The 25,523-nt window shown below is 60.3% G+C and carries 20 protein-coding genes; 12 read left to right on the forward strand and 8 right to left on the reverse strand.

The genetic code is table 11. The features are described from left to right. Positions 1-79: 79 nt before the first annotated feature. Entirely contained in the window at positions 80-2,611 is a 2,532-nt protein-coding gene (locus BACI9J_RS04680) for a DUF4268 domain-containing protein (RefSeq protein ID WP_159733386.1), read from the reverse strand. A gap of 361 nt (positions 2,612-2,972) precedes the next feature. On the opposite strand from BACI9J_RS04680, the gene BACI9J_RS04685 reads away from it, so the two are divergent. The 5 genes from BACI9J_RS04685 (at position 2,973) to BACI9J_RS04705 (ending at position 7,615) form a co-directional block, all read left to right on the forward strand. Continuing rightward, positions 2,973-3,818: a hypothetical protein gene (locus BACI9J_RS04685; protein ID WP_236558439.1), complete on the forward strand. Its 846-nt coding sequence runs from the start codon at positions 2,973-2,975 to the stop codon at positions 3,816-3,818. 154 nt (positions 3,819-3,972) lie between these two features. Continuing rightward, the gene (locus tag BACI9J_RS04690; protein WP_159733388.1) at positions 3,973-4,458 is read left to right on the forward strand and encodes a hypothetical protein; all 486 of its coding nucleotides are present in this window, start codon (positions 3,973-3,975) and stop codon (positions 4,456-4,458) included. Positions 4,459-4,671: 213 nt separating this feature from the next. Continuing rightward, the gene (locus BACI9J_RS04695) at positions 4,672-5,088 is read left to right on the forward strand and encodes a hypothetical protein (protein ID WP_236558443.1); all 417 of its coding nucleotides are present in this window, start codon (positions 4,672-4,674) and stop codon (positions 5,086-5,088) included. Between the two features lie 255 nt (positions 5,089-5,343). Then, on the forward strand, positions 5,344-6,567 hold the full coding sequence (locus BACI9J_RS04700) for an MFS transporter (RefSeq protein WP_201296508.1): 1,224 nt from the start codon (positions 5,344-5,346) through the stop codon (positions 6,565-6,567). A gap of 448 nt (positions 6,568-7,015) precedes the next feature. Next, a complete protein-coding gene (locus BACI9J_RS04705; RefSeq protein ID WP_159733389.1) occupies positions 7,016-7,615 on the forward strand; it encodes a class I SAM-dependent methyltransferase in 600 nt (199 codons plus the stop codon). Positions 7,616-7,721: 106 nt separating this feature from the next. Here BACI9J_RS04705 and BACI9J_RS04710 read toward each other — a convergent pair whose 3' ends face one another. The 4 genes from BACI9J_RS04710 to BACI9J_RS04725 form a co-directional block, all read right to left on the reverse strand. Beyond that, a complete protein-coding gene (locus BACI9J_RS04710) occupies positions 7,722-8,117 on the reverse strand; it encodes a hypothetical protein (RefSeq protein ID WP_159733390.1) in 396 nt (131 codons plus the stop codon). 68 nt (positions 8,118-8,185) lie between these two features. After that, on the reverse strand, positions 8,186-8,812 hold the full coding sequence (locus BACI9J_RS04715) for a hypothetical protein (protein ID WP_236558455.1): 627 nt from the start codon (positions 8,810-8,812) through the stop codon (positions 8,186-8,188). 154 nt (positions 8,813-8,966) lie between these two features. After that, positions 8,967-9,482: a hypothetical protein gene (locus tag BACI9J_RS04720; RefSeq protein ID WP_159733391.1), complete on the reverse strand. Its 516-nt coding sequence runs from the start codon at positions 9,480-9,482 to the stop codon at positions 8,967-8,969. Next, positions 9,469-9,948 (reverse strand): MarR family winged helix-turn-helix transcriptional regulator, encoded by a 480-nt coding sequence (locus BACI9J_RS04725; RefSeq protein ID WP_159733392.1) that lies wholly within the window; start codon positions 9,946-9,948, stop codon positions 9,469-9,471. Before BACI9J_RS04725 ends, BACI9J_RS04720 begins: the two co-directional genes overlap by 14 nt. 63 nt (positions 9,949-10,011) lie before the next feature. On the opposite strand from BACI9J_RS04725, the gene BACI9J_RS04730 reads away from it, so the two are divergent. Next, positions 10,012-10,380 (forward strand): VOC family protein, encoded by a 369-nt coding sequence (locus BACI9J_RS04730; RefSeq protein WP_159733393.1) that lies wholly within the window; start codon positions 10,012-10,014, stop codon positions 10,378-10,380. Positions 10,381-10,398: 18 nt separating this feature from the next. Here BACI9J_RS04730 and BACI9J_RS04735 read toward each other — a convergent pair whose 3' ends face one another. Then, the gene (locus BACI9J_RS04735; RefSeq protein ID WP_201296509.1) at positions 10,399-11,175 is read right to left on the reverse strand and encodes an AraC family transcriptional regulator; all 777 of its coding nucleotides are present in this window, start codon (positions 11,173-11,175) and stop codon (positions 10,399-10,401) included. A gap of 49 nt (positions 11,176-11,224) precedes the next feature. Here BACI9J_RS04735 and BACI9J_RS04740 point away from each other — a divergent pair, with 49 nt between their 5' ends. Both BACI9J_RS04740 and BACI9J_RS04745 read left to right on the forward strand, forming a co-directional pair. Beyond that, positions 11,225-11,683, forward strand: coding sequence for a DUF2000 family protein (locus BACI9J_RS04740; protein ID WP_159733395.1), 459 nt, complete (start codon positions 11,225-11,227; stop codon positions 11,681-11,683). Positions 11,684-11,792: 109 nt separating this feature from the next. Beyond that, the gene (locus BACI9J_RS04745) at positions 11,793-12,005 is read left to right on the forward strand and encodes a DUF4177 domain-containing protein (RefSeq protein ID WP_024817767.1); all 213 of its coding nucleotides are present in this window, start codon (positions 11,793-11,795) and stop codon (positions 12,003-12,005) included. Between the two features lie 18 nt (positions 12,006-12,023). On the opposite strand, the gene BACI9J_RS04750 is transcribed toward BACI9J_RS04745, so the two are convergent. Next, positions 12,024-15,005, reverse strand: a complete 2,982-nt coding sequence (locus BACI9J_RS04750; RefSeq protein WP_159733396.1) for an RCC1 domain-containing protein — start codon at positions 15,003-15,005, stop codon at positions 12,024-12,026. Positions 15,006-15,151: 146 nt separating this feature from the next. On the opposite strand from BACI9J_RS04750, the gene BACI9J_RS04755 reads away from it, so the two are divergent. Next, a complete protein-coding gene (locus BACI9J_RS04755; RefSeq protein WP_159733397.1) occupies positions 15,152-15,892 on the forward strand; it encodes an S-layer homology domain-containing protein in 741 nt (246 codons plus the stop codon). A 62-nt stretch (positions 15,893-15,954) separates the two neighbouring features. On the opposite strand, the gene BACI9J_RS04760 is transcribed toward BACI9J_RS04755, so the two are convergent. Next, a complete protein-coding gene (locus BACI9J_RS04760) occupies positions 15,955-17,778 on the reverse strand; it encodes an O-antigen ligase family protein (protein WP_236558457.1) in 1,824 nt (607 codons plus the stop codon). A gap of 282 nt (positions 17,779-18,060) precedes the next feature. Here BACI9J_RS04760 and BACI9J_RS04765 point away from each other — a divergent pair, with 282 nt between their 5' ends. From BACI9J_RS04765 to BACI9J_RS04775, 3 genes are all read left to right on the forward strand, one after another. Further along, a complete protein-coding gene (locus BACI9J_RS04765; RefSeq protein WP_159736361.1) occupies positions 18,061-20,460 on the forward strand; it encodes an S-layer homology domain-containing protein in 2,400 nt (799 codons plus the stop codon). A gap of 376 nt (positions 20,461-20,836) precedes the next feature. Next, entirely contained in the window at positions 20,837-23,788 is a 2,952-nt protein-coding gene (locus BACI9J_RS04770) for an S-layer homology domain-containing protein (RefSeq protein ID WP_328699818.1), read from the forward strand. A gap of 79 nt (positions 23,789-23,867) precedes the next feature. Then, positions 23,868-25,445: a polysaccharide pyruvyl transferase family protein gene (locus tag BACI9J_RS04775; RefSeq protein WP_236558460.1), complete on the forward strand. Its 1,578-nt coding sequence runs from the start codon at positions 23,868-23,870 to the stop codon at positions 25,443-25,445. Positions 25,446-25,523: the final 78 nt, after the last annotated feature.

The following is a 25,523-nucleotide window of genomic DNA, read 5'->3' on the forward strand; positions in this document are numbered from 1 at the left end:
TCAAGTGCAGGACGGGACAAACTTCCGGTCACCTTTTTCGAGTGTCTGCTCTCATTCGCGTGGTGTTGAGCGCCACGCTTCATAGGAACTTCGGTAATACCTGCGCAAACGTTTCTGCCTTTGCTACTAGCCACTCGACGAGTTCTTGCGATTGGTCCGCAGCTAAGAAGTTTCCGGGACGTGTGATTCCCAGCGAGGATGCTTTGCGACCAGGTTTGTCGTCCCACTCCAAGTCGAAGCCTAGCTCGGCTTCGAGCGCCTGGCGGCGGGCTAGTAACTCGTTGAAGAGGTACTTGTCATCGTGGATCCAAAACGATGCGTGGGCCAGTTTTTTCTGAGAGTTAACGGCAAGTGATATTAGGCCGCGTGGGTCGCCAATTCTGACGTCGTACCAGTTCCGAGCACCTGCCTTCCCCCAAGATTTGATGGTCAGTGCATTCGAGCGCCCGTATTCGCGCACCCGCTCGAAGAACTCTAGTTGGGCGTCACTTACGGATATGCGTCTCCCCGCTTTGGGCTGCGGCAGCGTTTTCGTGCGTCGTGCGGTGATCGCATCCTCGTCGACGTCAAGACCTGCAGCATCCGCGAGTTCTTCAGCACCCATGAACCGCGCAGGGTCGGCGTGTCCTCGTGCGTCGAACCGGAGCCCCTCCTTCTCAAGTATCACGCGGGGGTCATCACTCCGGCCAGGTTCCGTCCACCGGAACCCGGGAGATATAGTCCCGCCGTTCTGCAGGACTCGCCAAGCGTTGGGCATCGGGTGGTTCGCGACAATCGCAGCCAGAGGCTGGGCCCAGGTGCCGGCCACGATGGCCGCGTCACCGTAAGAAGTCCAGCGTCCGGCCGGTATCTCAGCGAGTATCCCGGCGATCTGGCTTCTCAGCGCCGACGGCTCATCATCACCAGTCGCAATGTTTTCATCAGGGCCCGGCCACAGTTCAATGATTTTTTCGGCAAGAGCGCAGCTCCTGGCGTTGATTTCCTCAGCACCCCAGGAAGCGTGTTCAGCGATTTCGTGGTTCATGAACAAGCCGCTCTGGGCAAGCATCTCACGCTTCTCGTGGAATGGCCTGTTGCTTAGTTCGCTGTTGTAACCACTCAGAGTGAGGTTGCCGAGCGTGTGCACGAGCCGTTCATGTTCGTAGTCGATGTCAGCGTCGGCACCGAAACCCTCAGCAAATGTCTCCCTTACCGACGCCGAGAGCGTCTGCGGCAAAACGTGCTCGATGGTCAGCCGCTTAGGGTCGATTCCCACGATTTCTTTCGGCCGGTAAGCCTCTTCAAGCCACTGAAGAATGAGCTTTTTCTGCGGGCCGCGGCCTTGCCAATAGAACGCAATTGTCGTGACGGCTTCTCGCACTTGGAGGTTGGTTGCGAAGTACTTGCGGCCCCGGGACAGGTAATCGCGCAGTGCATTGTCGATTGCGTCGGAGTCGCTAATCGCACCCACGGCCTGGAGCAAAGTGCGGTTAAGGTTGGCTGTGGCACGCCCAATAACGACGCGCCGCACGAAGTATGACTCTAGATACGTCAGAGCGCGAACGACTTCGTCGTCACCAGCCCTACCGGCGGCACGCCGAGTAAGGATCTGCATCACCACCGGATACGCGGTCGTGGACCCCCACGCCCGGATCCTGGTCAAGCGCCGACGTATCTCTGGGTGTTTCTCTCCTTCAGGGGCGAGAATCGTTGCCAGCACATCACCGAGCTCGGCGATCCGGACCACTTCAGCTTCGACCTCGTCGATGCCTCTGAGAGTCTCAAAACGTTTTTGTTGTCCGACGTATGTGTCTGCTTGTTTCGCACGTTCGTCTCGTTGAACGAGGTCCAACCAGAACAGAAGCTCGAGATTTTCAGAGCCGAGCCTCTTCTCCAACGGAAGCCAAATATTCTCATAAACCCTCTCCGCACGGTCACTGAGCCGCATGAACAGGTAGTTCTTCAGTAGGTCACTTTGGGTCAACCGGAGCCCAGTGTTGTTCAGAGACTCAAAAATGCGATGCGCATTGTCGGACGGCTCAGCCGTAACAACCACGAGTGCGAGACCGCGGACCACGGCGGCTTCGAGCATCTCTAGGTCATGTGGATCGTCCGGATCGTCAGCTGCGGCGATCTTGGACCGGAAAAACCGATAAGCCTCTCCCACTGCGTCCTCCCCGCCAGCCTGAGGCGAACGATGCAGCACCGCAGCATATGCGGACCGATCCGCTTGGGTTGGAAGCACCTTGAGCGGCTTGCCGCTGTCGAAGAGGTTGATTAGGTACTGCGCGTCGATACCGTTCGCCCGATCGGTATCGCCGGTCTCAATCAAATGGTCGCGGAGCGCCGCCAAGAGAAGAGTCAGCGTGGTTAATCTCTGTTGGCCATCCACGACAAGGAATTTGTTGACCCCGATAGCGCCGAAATCAGGACTGCTTGCCAGCACCAGGGAACCTATGAAGTGCGAAGCCTTCGGATCCTCGCCAAGAACTCGTCCCAATTCGACGACGTCTGACCATAGCTGGTCGAGTTGCCTCTTCCCCCACGAGTACACGCGCTGGTAGAGCGGAACCTGGTACTGCTTCTTTCCTTCCAAAACCCCCGAGAGAGTCCCGTTTTCCGCTCGAACCACGCATGCCTCCTAGACCTGTACAAGCATGAAATGAGGTTACACGGAGAGGGCTCTGATTCCGTTCAGGTATGGCCTATGTCCGGGTCGCTGGAATCGCCTTAGATTCTGTGCACGCATGCCCGAAGGCCGGCGGCTCAACGGACGCTTTACGCGTCCGGTAGGGGATCCTTGAACGTGCGCCAGAGCGTCCGGTGACCGACCGGCTTACGGGCAGCCACGCTAGAGCGTGTAATAGTTACGCTCGCCCGCGCTCCCGGTAGGGTGATTTCATTCAAGGGGCCTGTGCTGTACGCGCACTGATGCATCCAGGACGCACTCCATTGGAGGAAATGCTGTGCATCGACGGGAAGAACCGGACACCTTGATCAACTCGGAATCCCAAGGTTCAGGGAGCCACTGGGTACAGATAACTGAGCAGACACGCCTTCAAGCCTCCCCCCTGCCCGACCGCGAACAGCCAGCCTGGGAAGGCAGTCGACTTCGCAGAAAGCTTTTGATAAAGCGCTCCGCAGCCATACTGGTCATCGGAACCGTCACCGCATTGCTAGGTTGGAGCGTAATTGCTGGCATCAATCATGCAACGGCCACCTACACCACAATCGAGGGAACGGTTACGGCACAAACGGAAAGTCCGCGTAGCCGCACGGCCTCCTGCCAACTCGACATGAGCTACACCATAGATGGGCAAGAGCTGCACGGCGTCGCCAAAACTAGTGCTTACTGCAACACCCTGCCGCCGGTTGGATCGAACGCCAGGATCAACGTCGCCTCATCTGATCCTCACGATATCTGGCTCGACGGGATCGATGATGCGGGCCATCCAAACCCCATACTCTTTGCGGTGTTTCTTGTGGTGGCACCGCTCGCCATCGCTTTCGCGCTGTGGACGGAACTCACCGATTTTGCCGCAGCCCGCAAACTCGTCGCCTCCGGTGTTCAATGGCGGAAAATTAGAGCCACGGTTGTAAGTAAGTCCGGTGGCCGCGCTGGCGTTATCCTCTGGTTAAAGGCCGACGGCGTGTCGGGAGAACCAAGCACCTTTGGTATTTTCTATCGATTCGCTAGCCCTGTTGGACCCGTACGCACGGGAGACAGCGTGGAGTTGAGCATAATTGCCGATGGACAAAGGCTTGCACTCATCTGGAGACCAGAAATTCAAGACGTCGACCTTATACGTACAAACCATCCACCTGCGTTTGTGGCCTAACGGAACTCTTCCACTCGCGCTGGCACCTCCATAATTGCTTCGGCGCTACCGGCCGGAAGAGGATCCATCACCGGACGCAGATGGGACCAGAACCTTCACTCCGGAAGAACCAAGGGGGCTCCTTACTGGTCCCCCGTGTCGATACACTCACGCCATGAGTCCTTGGTTCAAAAGATCAGCAGTAACGTCGCCCCTGACCGAAGCCCCGGTGTATTTCGTGTCAGCGTCCACCGCGATCCGGGCCTCACCCGAGCTGATCTGGGACCTCATCAAACCAGCGGAGAAAGGTCCACTCCTTTCACCGGACGTTGTGTGTGGTTTTCGTGCTCCTGACGTGGAAGGTCTCGGTGAGATTCAGGTATTCATCTCGGTGCGTGCCGGGGTCGAAAACGTGTCCGCAGTGGAAGTGATGGAGGAGATTCCATGCGAACTGGCAATCACCCGTTATATGGGGGACGAAGATCCGGCAGCGCGATTCCAGTACGCTGTGCATACTGCGGATGACGGCACGTCAGTTTTCGAAATCGGGAAGTACTTCACACTGCCGCCCGACGAATCCGAAAATCTAGACAGGTATGAGAGGAACTACGAACTCTTGTGCCAGCAGTATGTCGAGCGAGTGAAGACTCTCCTCGAGTAGCCTATTGCCCGCTGGGGCATCTTTTACCGGACGGCGGCTGTCTTTAAGTTGAGACGCTATCTGCCATTCTTAGAAGCCACACCGGCGCTGAGCGACGGGGACTTCTCTCCGGCATAATTGCGGGATGGGGAACAAACACACGCAGATGCGCGGTTGCGAGTGAACGTGGAATCGCAAGCGGAGCCACCGCGCGCTTGGGTACGACCACAAGACATGCCCGATATCGCCCCGATCAGTCAATTGGCCATCGCGTATCCATTCCTTACCGTTCTGTGGTTCGTCTGCATGATGGCCGCGAGCCCTGGATATGAGTTCCTTGGCACGGTCATTTTCCTGATGATCGGGCCCATTTTCGTGATGGGGGCAGGCGTGGCGCTTGGCCTTCCTGTTCGCCTGAACCGCCGGCTGAGCCGGTGGTGGCTGGGAAACTGGTGGGTGTACATTCTCATTGCGGCAGCCGGAGCTGCGCTCCTGATTTCCGGCTTCAATATACCGGAGCGCCAAGTTGGCGTAATAGACGGAATTCCCTTTGACGTAACCACTCCCCATTCGGGCCTGCTCACGGCCGGGTGCTTCGTCCTTACTTTCCTCGCGGTAAACGCGTCGCTGCCCTTCCGTGGGCGTAAATAGCTCCGGTCCTCCCGTGAGGCGGTGGTCCACCGAGCGTTTAAGCGCACGGCAAGGGATCGGCTTACGGGCGTCACTAACAGGTGCCTCGACCTAGAGTGGGACGTTGGGGCAGCTCTCTCCTGCTCGTGGTAACTTAGCAGCGCCGCAGACAGCAATCGTCGGGTTATGTGACGGGTTGCAACCGGGAATGGGATGGGGACCCAGGGCCGGGGCTAGTGGCTCTTGTGACCCCAGCCTATAACCCGCAGGAGTGACGTGCGCAGCCCTTTTATCCTGCTGAAGCAGTACCCAAATTTCCGTCGTGTTTTGTTCGGTGAGGGTTTGGCAATGGCAGGCGAGGCTGCATTCTCCATTGCACTGGCTTGGCTCGTGATTAGTGAAACCGGGTCGATTGTTGCCCTTGCTGGTGTGCTGCTGGCACAAGCGATACCCCGAGGAGTGCTGCTGCTACTGGGTGGTGCGCTGACGGACCGGTTCTCGCCGGGCCGCGTCATGCTCGTGTGTCACCTGGTGCGTGCCGGTGCGATGGCATTAGTGTCGACCCTTAGCTTCACCGGCACGGTGCAACTGTGGCAACTGTACGTCCTGTCCGCTATCACGGGAACTGCTTCGGCGTTCTTTGCCCCTGCCAGTGAAGCTGTGCTCCCACGCCTGCTCCCCGGAAAGGACCTACCGCAAGGCAACGCAGTTCAAGGAGCCGTCGCGCAGGCTGCTTTCATCGCCGGCCCCATGGTTGGGGGCGTCCTAACCGGTTGGGGAGGTGCCGGACTGGCCATTGCCGTTAACGCCCTAACGCTAACGTTTGCAGCCTTCACATCGCTGAACATCCCCCGTGGACCCATCGGGAGTGGATCAGGCAGCGCCACTGAAGTCATCCGCGAGATTGGCTTGGGTCTTCAGCACGCGGCACGGTCCCACGAGACCCGCATCGTCCTTCTGGTTATCAGTGCTGCCACGCTGAGCTACAGCGGCCTCTTCGCCATCGGACTGCCGATGCTGGCAACCTCCTTTAGTGACTCACCGATTGCCCTTGGCATCCTCGTTTCCGGATGGGGCGCGGGGCAGCTGCTCGGAACCGTGGCAGCGGCCGTGACCGGTCTTCCCCAACGGTGGGGCCTACTCATCATTTCCATGACACTGGTGGAAGGCATCGCCTTTGCCCTCCTAGGCCTGACCACCGAACCATGGGTAGCCGCCTCCATCCTTGCCCTGGTCGGGGTAGGCGTCGCCTACAGCACAGATGTTGCCCTCCCAACGTTCATTCAAACGCGCACTCCAAGCCACCTACTAGGGCGGGTAAGCTCCGTCCTTGAACTGCCCAGAGTCATTCTGGAACCCGTTTCCATAGCCTTGCTAGGGCTGGTTCTCGCCGGTTCACTGCAATGGGGATTCCTCGCAGCAGCTGCACCAGTACTCATCGCCGGCGCACTCCTCTCGTTCGACAAAAAAGCCCGAACACTCACGGCAGAGGGGGCCTGAAAGCGCAGCTGACCGGTAAGGGATCCTTTGCGTGCGGCTTGTGTGGCATATTTTGGCACGCCCATTTTGGGGCTTTAGCCCCGGCATTATGAGCTAGTTTCCAACTTTGCAGCCCCGCCCATCGACCTTTAGAACATGTGCCAGACGTCCCGCATCAGCCACACGAGAAGTCCAGTGATGGCAAAGGGAGGAATCAGCACTCGCACGCCCACAGGGAGGCCTAAGTGTCGGGTAAGTGATCCGCGTACTGGTCACGCTGGTGGTGCCTTGGCACCCCGTTCTGCCGTGCGGTCAAGGAACCTGCCGGCCCGCCGGAAATCCCGGAGAGCTGACATGGCCCCAATCACCCAGAGAACCACACCAGCCGCCATGAACCATGAGAGGAGCCAGGAGCGGACGCCGACGGTCGGAAATTCAGGGTTGTTCTTTCACCGATACGCTCGTCAGTATGGGGAGCGAATCCATCCGAGCCGCGTATGGGGTGCGGGCCGCAGAGTACACGCGCATTCTTGGTTCCGTTGAGGACATGCACGAGAAAGATCGGGAACGCATCGGACGTTGGGCATCAAGTATCGACGGACTACTGATTGATGCCGGGTGTGGGCCCGGTCATTGGACCGACTTCCTGTATCAACGCGGGGCGTCTGTGCAAGGAATCGATCTTGTTCCCGAATTCATTGAGTGCGCCCGCGTACGCTTTCCCGAAGTGCCGTTTCGGGTTGCATCCTTCCATAACCTAGACGTACCAGATGGATCACTGCATGGTGTGCTGGCCTGGTACTCCCTCATCCACGTGCAACCCGATGAGTTGTCCTTGGTGCTCAGGGAGATCTCTCGCGCCCTTGCCCAAGGCGGGCAAGTACTCGTTGGATTCTTTGATGGGTCTCCGGGTGATTCTTTCCCACACGCTGTTACAATGGCGTACTACTGGTCCCCGGAGCACATGGGGCGCTTGCTGAGCGACGCGGGTTTCGAGGTGATCGACGTGGAGACGCGTCAGGACCCGGGCAAGCGGGCTCATGCAGCCATAACTGCCACCCTCCGGTAACGGATCCTCGTACTGGTCACTCTGTTGGTCGACCAGTGGGCTCGAACGTTCGCTCGGATTGCGGGAGGGTTGGAGCCAAGGAGACGGCTATGTGGCGCTCCTCGCCTCAGCCGCCCGGCACAGCCGAAGGCCAGTCGCCGTATCGCGCCTCAAGATCGGCCCCTATCAAGCTGACCGCCGAGCCGGCGTACTTCAGCGAGCTGATCCCAAGGCTGGAAAGGGCGGCCGATGTTGTTTCTGCTGTATGGCCCGCACCGCTCACTCCCAGCGTGACGTACTTTTCCGGTGCGTCCTCGTCCTGGGACCAGACCTGGGCCAACACGGTATCCAGTAGGGCTGCCTCATCGCCGGTGAAAGCTTCGGAGAGCTCCACATTCACGGAAAGATATGGGGTGAAACCGTCGTATGCCCTGCCTATGCGCGCTGTAACGCCGGGTGTTTTGGCGATGTCAGCTTCGGCCTCGGAAGTGCTGCGACGAGGCTCCGAATTGTCGGCGGGCACCGTGCATCCGGCCAACAACGCACCCCAAAGCAACAAAAGACCAACTCCCACACCTGGACGCCGCCCCATCACGAACCCGCAGGATCGAGGTCGGTCCGCTCAGCTATGACGATGTCCCTGACGTCAGTAACGTCCGACGGTTCAGGCGCTGGCACAAACAAGGCCATGGGAAGGGTAACGTCCGAACATTCCGAACCAGAGATCCCGGCGGTGGACTCAACCCGCATGGTTCCATCGGGCAGCCGCTCCATCCGGTACTCCACGCCATAGCCCTTCAACTCGGCGGGCACCTTGCCCTCCTCCGAGGACCACTCAGACGCTTTGCAACCCCTCACGGCTGCCCGGTCCGGGTCACCTCGAAAGTTGGGCGTCACGCTAAGCGGAAGGAACGGTGTTGGGCCGGGAAGAATGTCCGGGCGTCGTCTTTGCTTGACGTCCTCGAACGCTGGCCTTGCTGCGCGGCTTCGCGCGTCCCTGCTGGCAGTTTTGACCAGCTCAGGTATGGAGAAATCGTTGATATTGCGGGCTACAGCCTCGGCCTCGAGGAACTTGCGGGTGGCCTGTACCCAAGGATCGGACTCAAGCGGTCCACTCGGCGCTGCGCCCTGCCACTCCACTGCCGGGTAGGGCGGCGCCGGCCGCTTTTCAACCCGGCACCCGGAAAGCCCTCCGGCCGTAACTGCGGTGAGCACCATCAAGGCGGTACCTGAAAGCAGTCGGTGGTGCCGACGTCGTAAAGCCCTACTGCGCATCAAATCCCCCAAAGTATCCCGGGATTGTCCCGGGCACCTTCAACCCTAAGCGTGAAGAGGGGAGGCTGCGATGGGCACAGCAATCCATCCGCCGGATTCAGTTTGTAATGAGCGACGCCGGGAGGTCGGGTACCGCTGCGGGCCACGTGCCGTAGCGGTCGTCCATGTCCTGGTTGGCAAGTTCCAGCGAGGAACCACCGGCGTACTGAGTGGACTCGATGCTCAGGGAGGCAAGGAGCGCCTTTGTAGTCTCCAAAGTCTGCCCGGGCGCCTCGAAGCTGAAGCGCACAAAGCGTCCCCGGTCCACCTCGTCCTGGGAGGCGAGCTGCGCCAACGAGTAGTCGATAAGAGCAGCCGCGTCACCGGTGAAGGCCTCCGTCACGGACAGCGTTGCAGTGACGTACGCGGTGGTGCCGTCCCAGGCCCGCGCCGCTTCAAGTTTCGCCCCCGGGACCTCGGCTACTACTGCCTCCGCAGCGGACATTGATCGCGAGGGTGTGCTGGAGGCGGCAGGTGACGGGGGAGTGGTCTGGTTCTCCGTGGTGCAGCCACTCAGCAGACCCACTACTGCGATTGCGGCAACGCCGAGCTTGATGGATCTACTGATGCTCATGAGTTACGTCCTGAGTGTCGTCGCCGTCGTGATCGCGCAAGGACTGAATCATGCTCTGCAGCGCCTTGAAAGCGGTGGCTTGTTCGTTTTGCGTCATGCCGGCGAGCATTTTGTTCTCGACGGCGCGGACCGCGGCGCTCGCCGTTGCGAGGCTGCTGCGACCCAGCGGCGTGAGCTGCGCGGGTAGGACTTTACCAACACGGGCCTCCTCCGGGCGGGTCACGTAGCCGTCGCGTTCCAGGGCTTGGAGCAGGACGTTCATGGATTGTCGGGTGACGAACGCTCCCCGGGCAAGCTCGGAGTTGGACAGGCCGGGCCGCTGCGCCAGCAGTTCCAGGCAGGAGTAATGGGTGATGGTCATTCCCAGGGGCCGCAGTGCTGCTTCCATGGAGGCGCGAAGTGCGCTGGACGCTTCTTTTAGCAGATACCCCAACGACGTAGTGAGGTCGATCCCGCGTTGACTCATGTCAGTATTCTGACATAGATTGTGCGTGTCAGATAACTGACAATAAAATCGAAGGAGCATCACATGCCCGTCACCGGCCCTGACTTCATCTCCCTCCAAACGCGAGACCTGGACGCGTCTCAAGCGTTCTACGAGCAGTACCTCGGCCTTGTCCGCTCACCAGCAGGGCCGCCCCACGCCGTCGTCTTCGACACAAAGCCAATCGCTTTCGCACTCCGAACCATTGCTCCCGGGACGGACCTGACTTCGATTGACCAGCCGGGCATCGGAGCAGCGATCTGGCTGCACGCTACAGATGTCCAATCCATTCACGACGCTCTCGTTGGCGACGGCCACACCATTGTCACGGACCCAATCGATGGCCCTTTCGGCCGCACCTTCACCTTCGCCGATCCTGACGGCTACCACGTAACTCTTCACGACCGGTCATAGCCGCAATGCCAGAACCCGTCAGGGGGTGAATGCCCCCGGCGTTGTGCCCAGGACGCGTCGGAAATGCCGGGTGAGATGCGACTGATCATGGAAGCCCGCCTCAACAGCGGCAACGGAAGCCGGCTGGCCGTCCAGCAGCAGCCGCCGGGCACGGTCCACGCGGCGACCCGTGACGTAGCGGTAGGGCGCGATGCCGTAAGCCTTGGAAAACGCGCGCACCAAATGGCTCGGGTGGGCACCAAGTAGCTCAGCTGCTTCGGCAATAGTGAAGGACTCAAAGAGGCGGTCATCCAGCATCTCGCGCAACCGGCGGGCCAGGGGAGCGTCCCGCGCCGGCGACGACGGCGCTCCCAAGTGTGATCGCACGGATTCGCGGAGAGCCAGAACGCCACATTCGGCTTCCATCGCATCCGCCGGCGAGGTCAGCGCCGTGTGGATGCCGATCACGGTTGCTACGGTCTGCGGATCCAACAGCAGTGGTTGCGCCACTGCCGCGTCAGTCGCCTTCGCGGGCAGCCAGTCTTCGCTCAGGTACAGGACCCGCTTACGGAATGATTCACCCCCGACGGCGGAGCGACCGTCGTGCGGGACATGCGGGGGCAGCAGGGTGATTGAGGCGGGAACGGCCTGATGCTCGGTGCGCCCAAGATCGTAAGTGACTGCGCCTTTATCGATCAGAAGCACAGTCCAATCCTCATGGGTATGGGACGGGTAGCTGTGATCTTCGAACGTTGCGTGGAGTACCTCGCGTACATACGGCACGGCCGGATGCCACGCCTGCACTGAGTTACCCATGCAAGAAATGTACAAGACCACGGCTCCTGCCCGCGGCCATGCTGGGTTCATGCAAGAAAACGCGACAACAACCATTGATGCCCCTACTTCCACCACCGTTCGCTTCGACACAAAAGTGGTGGTGGTCCTCTCTGACGATCTCCTCCCATGGCAAGAGCTCAACGTGACAGCATTCCTCATGAGTGCCATCGCCACCAGCGCCCCGGGCCTGACGGGGGAGCCCTACCAGGACCGGGACGGGAACGGCTACCTTCCCATGCTTCGCCAGCCCGTCCTGGTCCTCACCGCCGGGCAGGAACTCTTGGCGGCAGCACGGGAGCGGGCGCTTGCTCGGGAGATCCCCCTCGCCTTATATACACGGGACCTCTTCTCCACCGGCCACGACGACGCGAACCGGGCAGCGGTAGCGGCAGTGGCGGCCCAAGACCTTGACCTGGTGGGAATTGCCCTCCGCGGGCCCAAAAACGTGGTTGACCGGATTGTGAAGGGCGCAAGAATGCACCCGTGACCCGGGCTGCGCGAACCGGGCTGAAACCCTAAGGTTCCCCGCCGGCGTCGAGTAGCCTTGCACGCAACCGGCCAACCTCAACCGGCCAGCAACAGAAGGAAGTGGTGCAATGCAGCAGTACGTAGTTCTCCAGGTGATCCTGAAAGAGAAGATGTGGGGCGCCGGCTCGGGCAACCTTCCCTCCCTGGAAAAGGCCATCAACGATCAAGCCGCCAAGGGCTACCGGCTCCACACCATCACCACTGCCAGCAGCGGGAGTAAAGGAGTGATCGGCGGCGGGGACCGTATTCAGGCCACCATGGTATTTGAGCGGGTCGGCTAGATTCCCATGCACCCTTGATCAGAAGGCCGGAACTTCCTGCGGAACGTATGAGTCCTTAGTTGCGCCGTTGCCTAGCTGTCCTAGACCGTTCTCTCCCCAGGACCAGAGCCTGCCGTCGCTGGTAAGGGCATAAGACGTGTAAAGACCTCCAGTGACAAACTGGACGCCGCTTAGCTGCTGTACGCGAATCGGCACGTTGGTAGTGTTGCGGGTCCCGTCTCCCAGTTCTCCTGAGTTGTTGTTGCCCCATGCCCAGAACTCATCTGCACCGTTCGAGGCGAAGACGCTATAAACGCTTGCTCCTATGTTTTCCATTCCACTCAGCCCAGGTATCTGAACGGGGACATCGCTATAGCCTTGATAAGTTCCGTTTGCCAATAGGCCAAGCCCGTTGTGCCCCCAAGCCCAGACGGTTCCATCGTCGCGCAGGGCAAGGGCGCCATAACTGGTGCCCACAATGTGCAGCACGCCGTTTAGCGAAGAAACCTTGACCGGGACCGGGGAGTCGACGGTGGTTCCGTTGCCGAGCTGGCCCTCCCCGTTGTATCCCCACGCCCACACTGAACCGTCGCTCTTGAGCGCGTAGCCCGAACTCCCGCCTCCCGAGATTTGGGTGACATCCGTGAGACTCTGCACCTGAAGGGGCGTATGGCCTGTCCCAAAGGTGTGCCCCTGCCCTTGCTGGCCCTTAGTGTTGTTTCCCCATGCCCAAACAGTGCCATCCGAGCGCAACGCGTAGGCTGTGTTTCCGTTAGTGGCGATACTCCTGACGCTGTTCAAGCCCTGGACCTCGAGCGGAACTGATGAATACTGCCCACCATTTGAGTTGCCGAGTTGGCCGTAATAGTTGCTTCCCCAAGCCCACACGGATCCGTCGCTCTTGAGCGCGTAAGCGTTGTATCCGTACGCTGCGACACCCGTCACCTTACGAAGGCCCAAAACCTGAGCCGGTACATAGGTGGCATATGCATCCGAGCCAGTCCCCAGATTTCCAGAGGCATTGAAACCCCATGCCCAGAGGGTCCCGTCGGCCTTCAGGGCGAAAGCGCTCTCAATCCCCGCGGCTATTCCGATGACGCCGGTTGGCACTGGGTCGGACGGTTTGACGACTGGCGTGCCTTCGCAGGGGTTTGCTGTATAGAGGGGCCATGAGTTGGTTGCTGTGGCCTCCCATTCGCCGAGGTCGAAGCCGAGTATTTTGATGCCTGCGAGGACTCCGAGCCGGCCTTCGACGCCGAGTTCCAAGGGGCAGGTCCAGGAGAGGTTTTGTTCGCTGGCGGCGGTGACGGTGATGGTGGTGGTGGCGTAGGGGCCGATGCCGAAGGTGATCCCGGCGATGCCGTAGAGCTTGATGGTGGCGTCAAAATCCAGGGATGCTTTTGCGGTCAAGGATGCGGAGGCTTTGTACTCGGTTTCGATTCCGGCGGTGGTGGGTTTGTCGTTGACCAGGTTGAAGGAGCCATTGTTGTATTTGAAGCCGTGATTACTGGTGACGGTCTGGGATGAGGAGAACACGACGTCGGCGTTTCCGTCCAGGGAGAAGTTCGCATTCATTACAGCCTCGGCGTTGACTGCCACCGGGACCGGACCGGCCATGAACGTGAACACGGCGTTCAGCTGACCTAGCTTGGCGGTCACCTGGCCTTTCAACGACCCTTCTGCTGCGACGGAGTTTTCGGCTTTGATCGAGGGTGTGATGACCACGGAGACTTCCTTCAAGCTCAGGAAGGCGGTTTGTAGTGTCATCTTCGCGGTGGCCTTCGCCGTGACCGAGGACTTCAACGTCACCGACCCGTCGCCGGTCAGGGGTGCGTCGGGTTTGCCGAACTCGCCCTTCACGGTTTTCTTGAACGTCATCGACTTGTTGAACACATCTGCTGACGTTTCCGCGAACGGCCGCGCCATCTCCTCGCCCGCTGCTGGGCCGGGTTTGGTGGCGGCAGGGGCGGTGTCAGGTTCAACCACGACGTCGGGCTCCGGGACGAACTCCGAACTCACCGGTGTGGCGGCTACTTCGAGCAAACCCCCGGTGGAGACCACCGCTTCGGGCAGGGTAGCGGGCTTGGTCTTGACCAGGGTGGTTCCGCCCGGGTCCCTCACTACCTGGACCACCCGGACCAGCAACCCGTCCGGGGTACCGGTGGTGACGCCGGAGACCAGCACGTCATTGGGTTTGATGTCCGTGGCCTGATCCGACGGGAGGACCACGGTGTTCGCGCTGACCTGCGCGGTTTGGAGTTGAGCCGGTTCCAGGATTTCAACGTCCGGGGCCACCGTGACCGTCCCGGCCGAGGGGTTGGTAGGGTCCGCAGGTGCTTTCTGGCCCGCGTAGCGGTAGAGGAACGCGGCCATCGCATCACGGGCGATCCCGGTCAACGGCCTGTACTGACGCGCCCCGTTACCAGCATCCCAGCCCGTGGAAATCCCGGACCCGGCCAGCCAGGTGATCTCCTGATAGAACCCGCCACCAGCCGGAACATCCGCGAACGGAGACACCGCAGGGGCTGTGAACGCTGGCTTGTCCGCGTACCGGTACAAGAACGCGGCCATCGCGTCACGGGCGATCGGGGACAACGGCCGGTACTCCCGCTTCCCGCCACCGAGAGCCCAGCCCGTGGAAATACCCTCCGAGGCCAGCCAGGTGATCTCTTTATAGAACGCAGCCCCTGCCGGGACATCCGTGAATGGGGACACCGTGGGCGCGGTGAACGCCGGTGATCCGGCATGACGGTACAGGAACGCGGCCATCGCGTTCCGGCCAATGGACTCTAACGGACGGTACTGCCGCACCCCGGACCCGGCATCCCAACCCGTGGAAATACCCGACGCCGCCAACCACGAAATCTCCGTAGCGAACTGCGAGGACTCCGGCACGTCAGAGAACGTCACCACACTCTCCACCACCGGATCCGCAGCCACCGCCGCCGGCAACACCACCAAACCCGGCCCCACCACCAACACCACCACAGCAACCAACCACGCCACACCACGACGAAACACCGCAACCCCCACACACCGGCGACACCCAGAAAACACTCAGAAAACCAACTACACGGCATCAATGACCGGCGAAGCAACAGGTTCTGGAATTACGCACGCACATTACGCTTTCCATAGCACTCGTCAAGAAAGCGAAAGGCTCCATCATGAGAGTTGCATCTGCGGGAGTGGCGGCTGCCGTGATCGCCCTGGCCATCGCGTCCTCCGGCCTGGCCGCAGGATCAGCTTCGGCGCAGCCGAGCTCTGTGACCCTAGGTTCGAACCTGGGCCGAGTCCAAGCAACCGCTGCAGACACCGATGTTCCAGTCTTTACGGACGTGGCCACTGATTCGCAGTTCTACACGGAAATCACGTGGCTGGCCGAGAACGGCATCTCCACTGGCTGGCTCCAGCCCGACGGGACCAGCATGTTCCGGCCCCTTCAGTCCATTAACCGCGACGCCATGGCCGCCTTCATGTATCGCTTGGTGGGCTCACCCGAATACACACCACCCAGCGAATCGCCGTACGCGGACATCTACGCCGAATCCATGTTCTACAAGGAAGTCTGTTGGGTGGCCGACGAGGGCATCAGCCAGGGCTACGTCAGCTTTGGCGGGGCGCTGTTGTTCGGCTCAGCCGGGTCTGTCACCCGCGATGCAATGGCTGCCTTCATGTACCGACTCGCCGGATCCCCCGACTTCACCCCGCCGTCGAATTCACCGTTCTCTGACGTTTTGCCGGATAGGCAGTTCTTCAAAGAAATCAGTTGGCTTGCCGCCACCGGCATTTCCACAGGCTGGACCGAGGACAACGGCACCAAAACGTATAGGCCTAACGAATCCGTCAATCGTGATGCCATGGCCGCTTTCATGTACCGGTACAACTCGAAGTTCAACGCAAACTAGTGGCCCGTTGCACCAAAACGGCCGGCCTTGGTAGGAACCAAAGCCGGCCGCTTCTTGAGGTGCTACCGAAGCCGGGCCAGCCGGCCCTCTACTTCAGCGGCTTTCTCCGGCTCACCAGCCACAACGTACAGCTCGGAGAGGATTGCGAGCGCTCGTTCCGGCTTCGGCGTCAGGGCTGCCGCACGTTCAAGATCGGCGAGGGCCCCTGACAGGTCTTGCTCGCTTGCTTTGGACAGACCACGGAGCAGGTAGGGCTCTGACGTCCAGGGTGAGCGGTCAATCTGGCTGTCCAGGGTTTTCCTGGCGGCCTCAACATCGCCGGTCCCCAGCTGTCCGATGGCCAGTGCAGTAAGTGCCTCCGTAGAGGACGGATGACGCTCGACGGCGGCGCTCGCCCACGTGACTGCGGCGGCTCCCGCTGTGGCATCGCCCTTAACAGCCCGGACAGCGAACGCTTGTGCGGCAAGAAGATCGACGTCCTGGTCCCAGGGACGTATGGCTTTGCTTTGTTCGAATGCCTGAGCCGCTTGCGAAATCCCGCCCTTGGCAGCCAAGTCAGTTCCCATCTTCATGGGCAACTCTGCACTCGCCCCAACAGCAGCGACGATAGCTCCCACCAGTGCCAGCCCGGCCGCGGTTAGGCGTGTGGTGTGAAGAACTCTCCCCGGACGAGCCTCTGTGGTCTCCTCTCTGACGGGAGACCTGCCAAGGATGGCGCCCGCTAAAACACACACCAGCGCGGTTGTTCCGGGCGAGGTGAAGTGGGTCATGAGGGCGAATCCGTAACCGCATACAGCTGTCAGGGCACCGACTAGAAACAGTCTGTGCTCGTTCATTGGTTTGGCGCGGATACGGCTGATTCCCACCGCGATCACTATCACCATGAGCGCTGCGGCAGCAAGGAGGAACAGCAGTCCCCCGGCACTGGTCAACTGCAACAGGATCATATGCGGGCTATCCGCCGGGAACTCAGTTCCCACGTTCTTGGCAAATGCGTCAGAGAGATGGGAAGGCAATACATCAACGAATTGTCCTGCGCCGAGCCCTAAAAATGCGTTGCTGGACAAAGCTTGGATGGATGCCTCCCAGAGGTACACGCGACCAGTAACGGTTCCTGTGCTAAACAAACGCTCCGCGACCGAAGGAATGGACCATGACAAAGCTGCAGCGACGATCAAGAATCCTGTTACAGCAGCAATGGCCTGAACCCTTCTTCCGGAGGTGAACAACTGCCACGCCTTAGTCCCGATGAGCACAATTCCGCAAAGAACCACAACAAGGATGCAAGCGCGTGAACCGGAAGCCACCGTCACAACCCCCGCCGCAGCCGCACCTATTTGCACCAATCTATTCTTGGACCATAGCGCCGAGGGTAGAAGCAGCAAGCACGCCACCAGGCCCACCAAGCCCAAATCTGTGGCATTCCCCAAGGTGGCTCCCGGACGTATATCGTCGCCCCCGCCCAGGGGCCTGAGACCAGCGGCTTCCGCTACGGCAATGGGCACCAGAATGAGCATGCTGAAGCACAGTCCATAAACCAGATACCGCCTGGTTTTCGAAGCCGAAGAACCACTAAGCATCCTCGCACCTGCCACCAATAGACCCACATACAACAGCAGGACGGGAAGACCTTCGTACCGCGGCCACCTTCCAAGGAGGGCAGCTCCCGGATCCGCCGAACTCAGTGCGGCAATGACATAACTGGCTACCAGGGCGGCCAGAGTCAGCGATGCAGGACCACCCAGTCTGGAAGTCGGGGGGACCAGGAGGCCTAGGCACAGCGCGAGAAACAAAATGGCAAGTTTTGGCAGCACGAACCTGTAGAGCCCGTCGGGGAGCATAAACAATGGTGCTGCGACCAATAACGTCACAACAATGAGTGCCAACCGACCATTACCGGAAGTTGACTCCCGAATGCGGCGTAATGATTGCACAATTTTCCCCCATGATCGACAGGCCCGCCGTATAAGAAATAGCATGTGGCTGACGCAACAACTTGACTTGACTCGGCGTCGAAAACCAAATATATGGGGGCACTCTTGAAACCAAGCAAACTTTCGCGGCAATTACTTGTGCCCGTGGCCGGTTTATCACTCCTCGCAGCATCGTTCCTCGGCGCGCCGGCCGCCGTCGCTGTTGGAACTGCCAGCATTAGCGGCAGCGTGCAAATGCAGGCTGGTCTGAGCGCCAGCATGATCATCGTCGACGCTTACAAGGACGATATGTACGTAGGCGAAACCCGGATATGGAGCGGTTCCGGGTCTTACACCCTGGACGGGTTGGCACCCGGTAACTACAAGGTCCAGTTCAGTGCCTACGGGGAAGGCGGTGGGATCCCGGTCAATGTTGTGGAATGGTATGACGATAAGGAATTGGCATCCACAGCCCAGACAATTACGCTGGCCGCAGGGCAGACACAAGCAAATGTCTCCGCAGTCCTGAACACCGGCGCTACCGTAAGCGGTAAGGCGACGGTCCCTGCCGGCGTAGATGCCACAAAGATCACTGTGGAGGCCTCGCGGGAGGGTGAATATCGCACCTACAGGGCTTCCCTGAAAGCAGACGGTACCTACTCGCTCGCGAATATGATTGCCGGGCAGTACCGGCTGAGTTTCTACTGGGGTAACGAAAACCAGGATTCCAGTCCCAGCCCCATCATTTCAAGCTTCCTGGGCGGAAAGCAGTGGTCCTCAGCGACGCTGGTTAACGTTCCCAAACAAGGCAATGTCACGGGCCAGAACATCACGTTGGCAGCGGCCGGCATCGTCTCCGGAAAAGTGACTGTTCCCGGCGGCGTGGACGTCACAAAGATTGTTGTCAGTCTCTCGAGCGTACCCTCCGGCTATAGCGGATACGGTTTCGTCAAAGCCAACGGCGACTACAGCATCGGTGGACTCGAGCCCGCTACCTACAAGGCAAACTTCTACTGGAACGGCGGAGGAGACTTCCGCCCGATTGTAGATGCCTACTACGGGCCTCAAGGGGCAACATTTGCAACAGCCACTCCGATTGAGGTGCCGCCCTCTGTCCCGGTAACAGGCATTAGCCAGACGCTGCTTGCGGGGGCCCAAGTCAAGGGCAAGGTGATAGTGCCTTCAGGCTTCTCTGTCACTGGAGTCCGCGTAACGGCAACAAACGCGGAGACCAAGGCTTATGGTGGCAGCGCCGTACCGGACAGTACCGGGGCATTCAACATCAGCGGCCTGGCCGCCGGCTCATACAAGTTGGACTACACAGCACAAGACCAAAACCTGGTACACCAATGGCTCGGCCAAAAGTTGGATGCAGCCTCGTCTGCAGCCGTGACTGTCACAACCGGGCAGATTCAGTCGGTTTCAGACGAGACCCTCGTTTCCGGCGCGGTGGTATCGGGAACATTGGCTATTCCAGCGGGCTCTTCCAGCCAATACAAATACGCCTCACTCGTTGGTGGCTCCGGTGTTATGGGGCAGACTGCGGTGGCGGACAACGGAAGCTTCTCCTTCAACCGCCTTCCCGCCGGCTCTTACTCCATTGAGTTCAACCGTTCCAGCGGCCTCAGCACCGACTTGGAAGCATCCTTTTACAAGGACAAGGCCGAGTCATTGGGCGCCGCTTCGGCAACACAGGTCACAGTGGCTACGGGTGAAGCCAAATCAGGGCTAACCACCACAGCGAAGATCGGAGGCACGCTCACGGGCAAGATTGTGGGCACGGATGGCCAGCCGTTGAATAACGTTCCTGTCCGCGTGTACACCAAAGATGGTTCGCTGGTTACCCGAGGTGCCAACACCAGCGCCGACGGCACGTTTAAGGTGACAGGGCTCAGCACAGGAAGCTACCTCGTCTCGGCCAACATGATTCCTACCCGTCCTTCAGGTTCCCTGGGGACCATTTTCTCCGGCAACGTGAAGACCGAAGGGGCTGCCTCGACCGTTGCCACCACAGTGGGTACCAACACTGACATCGGGACTCTCAGCTTCGCCACAGCAGGCAACGCCGGAACCGGCTTCGCCGACGTACCCGCCGGCGGGCAATTCAGCACGGAGATCAGCTGGATGGCCACGGCTGGCATCAGCACCGGCTGGACGGAAACGGACGGCTCCAAGACCTTCCGGCCGCTCTCACCCGTCAACCGTGACGCGATGGCAGCGTTCATGTATCGGCTGGCAGGCAAACCGGCGTTCACTCCGCCGGCTACTTCACCCTTCGCGGATGTGCCCACCAGCAGCCAGTTCTACAAAGAAATCACCTGGCTGGCTGACAAGGGCGTCTCTACCGGATGGACCGAAGCCGACGGGAGCAAAACCTACCGTCCCCTTCAGGCTGTCAACCGTGACGCGATGGCAGCCTTCATGTATCGGCTGGCAGGCAAACCGGCGTTCACTCCGCCGGCTACTTCACCCTTCGCGGATGTGCCCACCAGCAGCCAGTTCTACAAGGAAATCACTTGGCTGGCAGCCCAAGGCATCAGCACAGGTTGGACAGAAGGGGACGGCAGTAAAACCTTCCGTCCTCTGAACGCGGTCAACCGAGATGCCATGGCGGCCTTCATGTACCGCTACAACTCGAAGTTCAATCCAAGCTAGTTCCCTTCCAGCGAAGCGGCCGGCACCAAAAATCTGGTGCCGGCCGCTTCGTACCTCCAGGTGTCGCCGTCCATGGCAGCTCCTTCTTTAGTCCTGAATACTTTCAAAATGTGTGGGGGTTGCGGTGTTTCGTCGTGGTGTGGCGTGGTTGGTTGCTGTGGTGGTGTTGGTGGTGGGGCCGGGTTTGGTGGTGCTGCCGCCGGCGGTGGCTGCGGATCCGGTGGTGGAGAGTGTGGTGTCGTTCTCTGACGTCCCAACCGAATCGCAGTTCGCTACGGAGATTTCGTGGTTGGCGGCGTCGGGTATTTCCACGGGTTGGGATGCCGGGTCCGGGGTGCGGCAGTACCGTCCGTTAGAGTCCATTGCCCGGGACGCGATGGCCGCGTTCCTGTACCGTCATGCCGGATCACCGGCGTTCACCGCGCCCACGGTGTCCCCATTCACGGATGTCCCGGCAGGGGCTGCGTTCTATAAAGAGATCACCTGGCTGGCCTCGGAGGGTATTTCCACGGGCTGGGCTCTCGGTGGCGGGAAGCGGGAGTACCGGCCGTTGTCCCCGATCGCCCGTGACGCGATGGCCGCGTTCTTGTACCGGTACGCGGACAAGCCAGCGTTCACAGCCCCCGCGGTGTCTCCGTTCGCGGATGTTCCGGCTGGTGGCGGGTTCTATCAGGAGATCACCTGGCTGGCCGGGTCCGGGATTTCCACGGGCTGGGATGTTGGTAATGGTGTGCGGGAGTACCGGCCGTTGACCGGGATCGCCCGTGATGCGATGGCCGCGTTCCTCTACCGGTACGCGGGGCAGAAAGCACCTGCGGACCCGGCCAATCCCGCGGCCGGGACGGTGACGGTGGCCCCGGATGTTGAGATCCTGGAACCAGCCCAACTCCAAACCGCGCAGGTCAGCGCGAACACCGTGGTCCTTCCCTCGGATCAGGCCACGGACATCAAACCCAATGACGTGCTGGTCTCCGGTGTCACTACCGGCACCCCGGACGGGTTGTTGGTCCGGGTGGTCCAGGTAGTGAGGGATCCGGGCGGAACCACCCTGGTCAAGACCAAGCCCGCTACCCTGCCCGAAGCGGTGGTCTCCACCGGGGGTTTGCTCGAAGTAGCCGCCACTCCGGTGAGTTCGGAGTTCGTCCCGGAGCCCGACGTCGTGGTTGAACCTGACGCCGCCCCTGCCGCAACACGAACCGGCCCAGCACCGGGCGAGGAGATGGCGCGGCCGTTCGCGGAAACTTCAGCCGATGTGTTCAACAAGTCGATGACGTTCAAGAAGACCGTGAAGGGCGAGTTCGGCAAACCCGGCGCACCCCTGACCGGCGACGGATCGGTGACGTTGAAGTCCTCGGTCACGGCAAAGGCCACCGCGAAGATGACCTTACAAACCGCCTTCCTGAGCTTGAAGGAAGTCTCCGTGGTCATCACACCCTCGATCAAAGCCGAAAACTCCGTCGCAGCAGAAGGATCGTTGAAAGGCCAGGTGACCGCCAAGCTAGGTCAGCTAAACGCAGTGTTCACGTTCATGGCCGGCCCGGTCCCGGTGGCAGTCAACGCCGAGGCAGTAATGAATGCGAACTTCTCCCTGGACGGGAACGCGCAGGTGGTGTTTTCCTCGTCGCAGACGGTTTCCAGTAACCACGGGTTCAAATACAACAATGGCTCGTTCAACCTGGTCAATGACAAGCCCTCCACTGCAGGGATCCAGAATCAATACAAAGCCTCGGCATCCCTGACCGCGCGGGCGTCCCTGGATTTTGACGCCACGATCAAGCTCTACGGCATCGTCGGGATCACGTTCGGAATGGGACCCTACGCCACCACCACCATCACCGTCACCGCCGCCAGCGGGCAGCCCCTCTCCTGGACCTGCCCCTTGGAACTCGGCGTCGAAGGCCGGCTCGGAGTGACCGCGGGCATCGAAATCATGGGCTTCAACCTCGGCGAATGGGAAGCCACCATCACAAAATCATGGCCCCTGTTCACCGCGAACCCTTGCCAAGGCACCACTGTCATCCAACCCGAACCAACAAACCCCAACCCCACGCCGACACCAACGCCAACGCCAACACCGACCGTGCCAGGTCAGGGGACGATCGATCTGGTGAACCTAACGGCTGGAGGCACAGTTGGCGTAGACATGCCAGCCACACCTGCTGTGTCCGCGGATGGTCGATTCGTAGCTTTCATATCTGCTTCTCCCGATCTGGCGCCAGGCGGGGACAGCAATGACGTGGAGGATGTCTTCGTGCGGGACATGCAGACTGGTGTCACTCGTTTGGTCTCTGCCACTCCTTCGGGAGCCACTGGAAATGCAAAGTCACATGAACCGTCCATTTCAGCAGATGGCCGCTACATCGCGTTTACCTCCGGAGCTTCAGACCTCGTTCCGGCAGATTCCAGTAAGTTGAGCGATGTCTTTGTTCGCGACATGGTGGCTGGCCACACTGCCTTGGTCTCAGCTACCCCGACGGGCACTGCAGGTAACGGTCAGTCCATCGGCCCGTCGATCTCAGCCGATGGTCGGCTCGTTGCCTTTACTTCAACTGCCCAGAATTTAGTGGCCGGTGACGCCAATTCCTCAAGCGATGTGTTTGTTAGGGACACCGCCACGCAGACGTCACGTCTCGTCTCAGTGACCTCGCTAGGTGTACCAAGTAACGGCTGGTCGAGTTCTGCTTCCATGTCCGCAGATGGGCGATTCGTAGCATTTTCGTCATCCAGCGATGATCTGGCGGAAGGTGATTCGCCTGCCACCTACAGCGACGTGTTTGTACGCGACTTGGAGCACGGCACCACGCGGCTTGTCTCCGCAAACCCCGGCGGTGGAGTCGCAGATAGCTCCTCGTATGCTCCTTCGATTTCCGGAGACGGCAGGTACGTTGCGTTCAGCTCCTTCGCTTCAGACCTCGACGGGGATGAACCAGCAGAGGTCAAAGACACCAACGACGTGTTCGTAAGGGACATGGTCTTGAACCTGACGAGGACCGTTTCTGTGCCGCCGGAGGGTAAACCCGCCAACGACTGGTCCTTTGGCCCCTCCATTTCAGATGATGGACGCTTTGTGAGCTTCATTGCCAGCGGTTATGACATGCTCACTGGTGAGAGCAAGGAAGCTGAAGACGTGTATGTTCGCGATATGACGACGGGTAGTTTGCGACTGGTCAGTGCCACACCGTCCGGTGATGCTGTGAACGAATGGCACATTCAACAGTCGATGTCCGGCGATGGGCGGTACGTAGTCTTTTCGACGTTCGGAAATGATTTGCTTCCTGCCGGATCTACCTCCGGGCTCGGGATATTCCGAGCAAGTATCGGATCCTGATTCCTCCCTTTGAGCTACCCGCTCACCAATAACCCGGTACGCTGGAAGCTGTTTTTTGCTTCTCTACCACCGGAGTGTCGTGCGAGTTGTAGTTCTGGGAGATATTGGCCAGCCCGTTTATCACGTGGGCGACGAAGCCATGACCCATGCCGTGGTGGACGAACTGCGCGCCAGGGGAGTTTCGGACATCGTGCTGTTGTCCCGGGACCCGGAGCAGAGCACCCGGATCTTTGGCACCTCGTCCGTGAAGACGCTCGAATTCCCGTGGCCCCCTCACCGGCGCGAAACATACTTACGTGAAATCCGGGCCATCCTTGCGGGAGACATGAGTGCCCTGCCCGCCGAGGATCAGGTCCACGCGCTCATCCAGACCATAAAGACCTGCGACGGCGTGGTGATCGCCGGCGGCGGGAACATGACCTCCCCCTACGGCTGGCTGCTCTACGAACGGGCAGCAGTGGGCGCCATCGCCAAGGCCCTAGGTAAGCCGCTCATCATTTCCGGACAAACGGTTGGGCCCGTCCTCACAGGCCCGGACCACGAGACCGTAGTGGAGCTTTTCCGCTCAGCAACACTTACCAGTGTCCGCGAACAAACCTCGTGGGAACTGATGCGGAACGCTGACGTTCCGGCTGGCTTAACGCTCGACGACGCGAGCTTCTTTGAGGTGGACCACGCCCTTCCCGCCGCTCTGGAGCTGGATCAGGCAACGTACAAGCCACAACCGGGCCGACCTTTCCTGGTAGCCACGTTCGCGCCGGGCACCGGAGCCATGGATAAGGACGTTTTCAACCAGCGCATGGCAGAGGTGCTGGACAGGATTGCCGACGCCGGGGATCTGGACGTGGTGATGATCCCGCACATGTCCCATCCGGGCCAAGCAGACATCGACATCGAGATGCACCAGGACATCCGGCAGAGGATGACCACTGAGAACGTGATGGTCTGCGGCCAGCTGTCCGCAGAGGAGTCCGCGTCGCTGACCATGCGGGCCGAGATTGTGGTGGCTAGCCGGTACCACCCCATCGTTTTCGCACTCTCGGCAGGTGTTCCTTGCCTGGGCATCGCTGTTGACTACTACGGCGAGGTGCGCATCGGCGGCGCACTGGCCAACTGGGGACTCGGCCACACCATGCGGTCCCTGCGGCACTTGGCCACTCCGGAGTTCGACGTGTTCGTTGATCAGTTTTGGTCGGACCGTCACCACATCCGTTCCTACCTGAAGGAACAAAGCCCTGGGCAACGTGACTTCCAACGCAACTGGTGGGACGCCGTCGTCGAGACCCTGAAAGGGGCCCAGCCGGAGGCGCCGGTTCTGGTCACGCCGGAACCGGCCCTGCTGGAACTCGCATCCGGTGAGCACCCCGCTGTGGCCCGGCTGACGGCCAACAACGAACTGCACATTGGCCACCAGTCCGTAGAGCTCTATGGGCTGACCCACGTGCTGGAAGACACCCGTGGAAGCCTTGGCGCGGCGGAAGCGGACCGAGATCGGCAGCGGGACGAACTGAACCAACTCACGCAATCGCTGGCGGCAAAAGAGTCGGAACGCGACCACCTCCAGGCAGAACGCGACCACCTTCACCACGAGCTTCAGACCCTGAAGTCGTCCTTGCTGGTGCGTGTGGGTCGAAAGCTCAGGCTGCTGCGGCGCTAACGAACATCCGCCTGCCTTCCAGCATCCGCACGGTTTCCGTGGGTAGAGTAGAGGCCTGAACATCGCCGGATTGCAGTG

Source organism: Arthrobacter sp. 9V (assembly GCF_902506065.1).
In the GTDB taxonomy this organism is placed as follows: domain Bacteria; phylum Actinomycetota; class Actinomycetes; order Actinomycetales; family Micrococcaceae; genus Arthrobacter.

Coding starts and splice junctions, on each gene's coding strand:
- BACI9J_RS04690 (WP_159733388.1), top strand. CDS start 3,973: ATGAGTCCTTGGTTCAAAAGATCAGCAGTAACGTCGCCCCTGACCGAA.
- BACI9J_RS04695 (WP_236558443.1), top strand. CDS start 4,672: ATGCCCGATATCGCCCCGATCAGTCAATTGGCCATCGCGTATCCATTC.
- BACI9J_RS04705 (WP_159733389.1), top strand. CDS start 7,016: ATGGGGAGCGAATCCATCCGAGCCGCGTATGGGGTGCGGGCCGCAGAG.
- BACI9J_RS04715 (WP_236558455.1), bottom strand. CDS start 8,812: ATGGTGCTCACCGCAGTTACGGCCGGAGGGCTTTCCGGGTGCCGGGTT.
- BACI9J_RS04720 (WP_159733391.1), bottom strand. CDS start 9,482: ATGAGCATCAGTAGATCCATCAAGCTCGGCGTTGCCGCAATCGCAGTA.
- BACI9J_RS04725 (WP_159733392.1), bottom strand. CDS start 9,948: ATGAGTCAACGCGGGATCGACCTCACTACGTCGTTGGGGTATCTGCTA.
- BACI9J_RS04730 (WP_159733393.1), top strand. CDS start 10,012: ATGCCCGTCACCGGCCCTGACTTCATCTCCCTCCAAACGCGAGACCTG.
- BACI9J_RS04735 (WP_201296509.1), bottom strand. CDS start 11,175: ATGGGTAACTCAGTGCAGGCGTGGCATCCGGCCGTGCCGTATGTACGC.
- BACI9J_RS04740 (WP_159733395.1), top strand. CDS start 11,225: ATGCAAGAAAACGCGACAACAACCATTGATGCCCCTACTTCCACCACC.
- BACI9J_RS04745 (WP_024817767.1), top strand. CDS start 11,793: ATGCAGCAGTACGTAGTTCTCCAGGTGATCCTGAAAGAGAAGATGTGG.
- BACI9J_RS04755 (WP_159733397.1), top strand. CDS start 15,152: ATGAGAGTTGCATCTGCGGGAGTGGCGGCTGCCGTGATCGCCCTGGCC.
- BACI9J_RS04765 (WP_159736361.1), top strand. CDS start 18,061: ATGCAGGCTGGTCTGAGCGCCAGCATGATCATCGTCGACGCTTACAAG.
- BACI9J_RS04770 (WP_328699818.1), top strand. CDS start 20,837: ATGGCCGCGTTCCTGTACCGTCATGCCGGATCACCGGCGTTCACCGCG.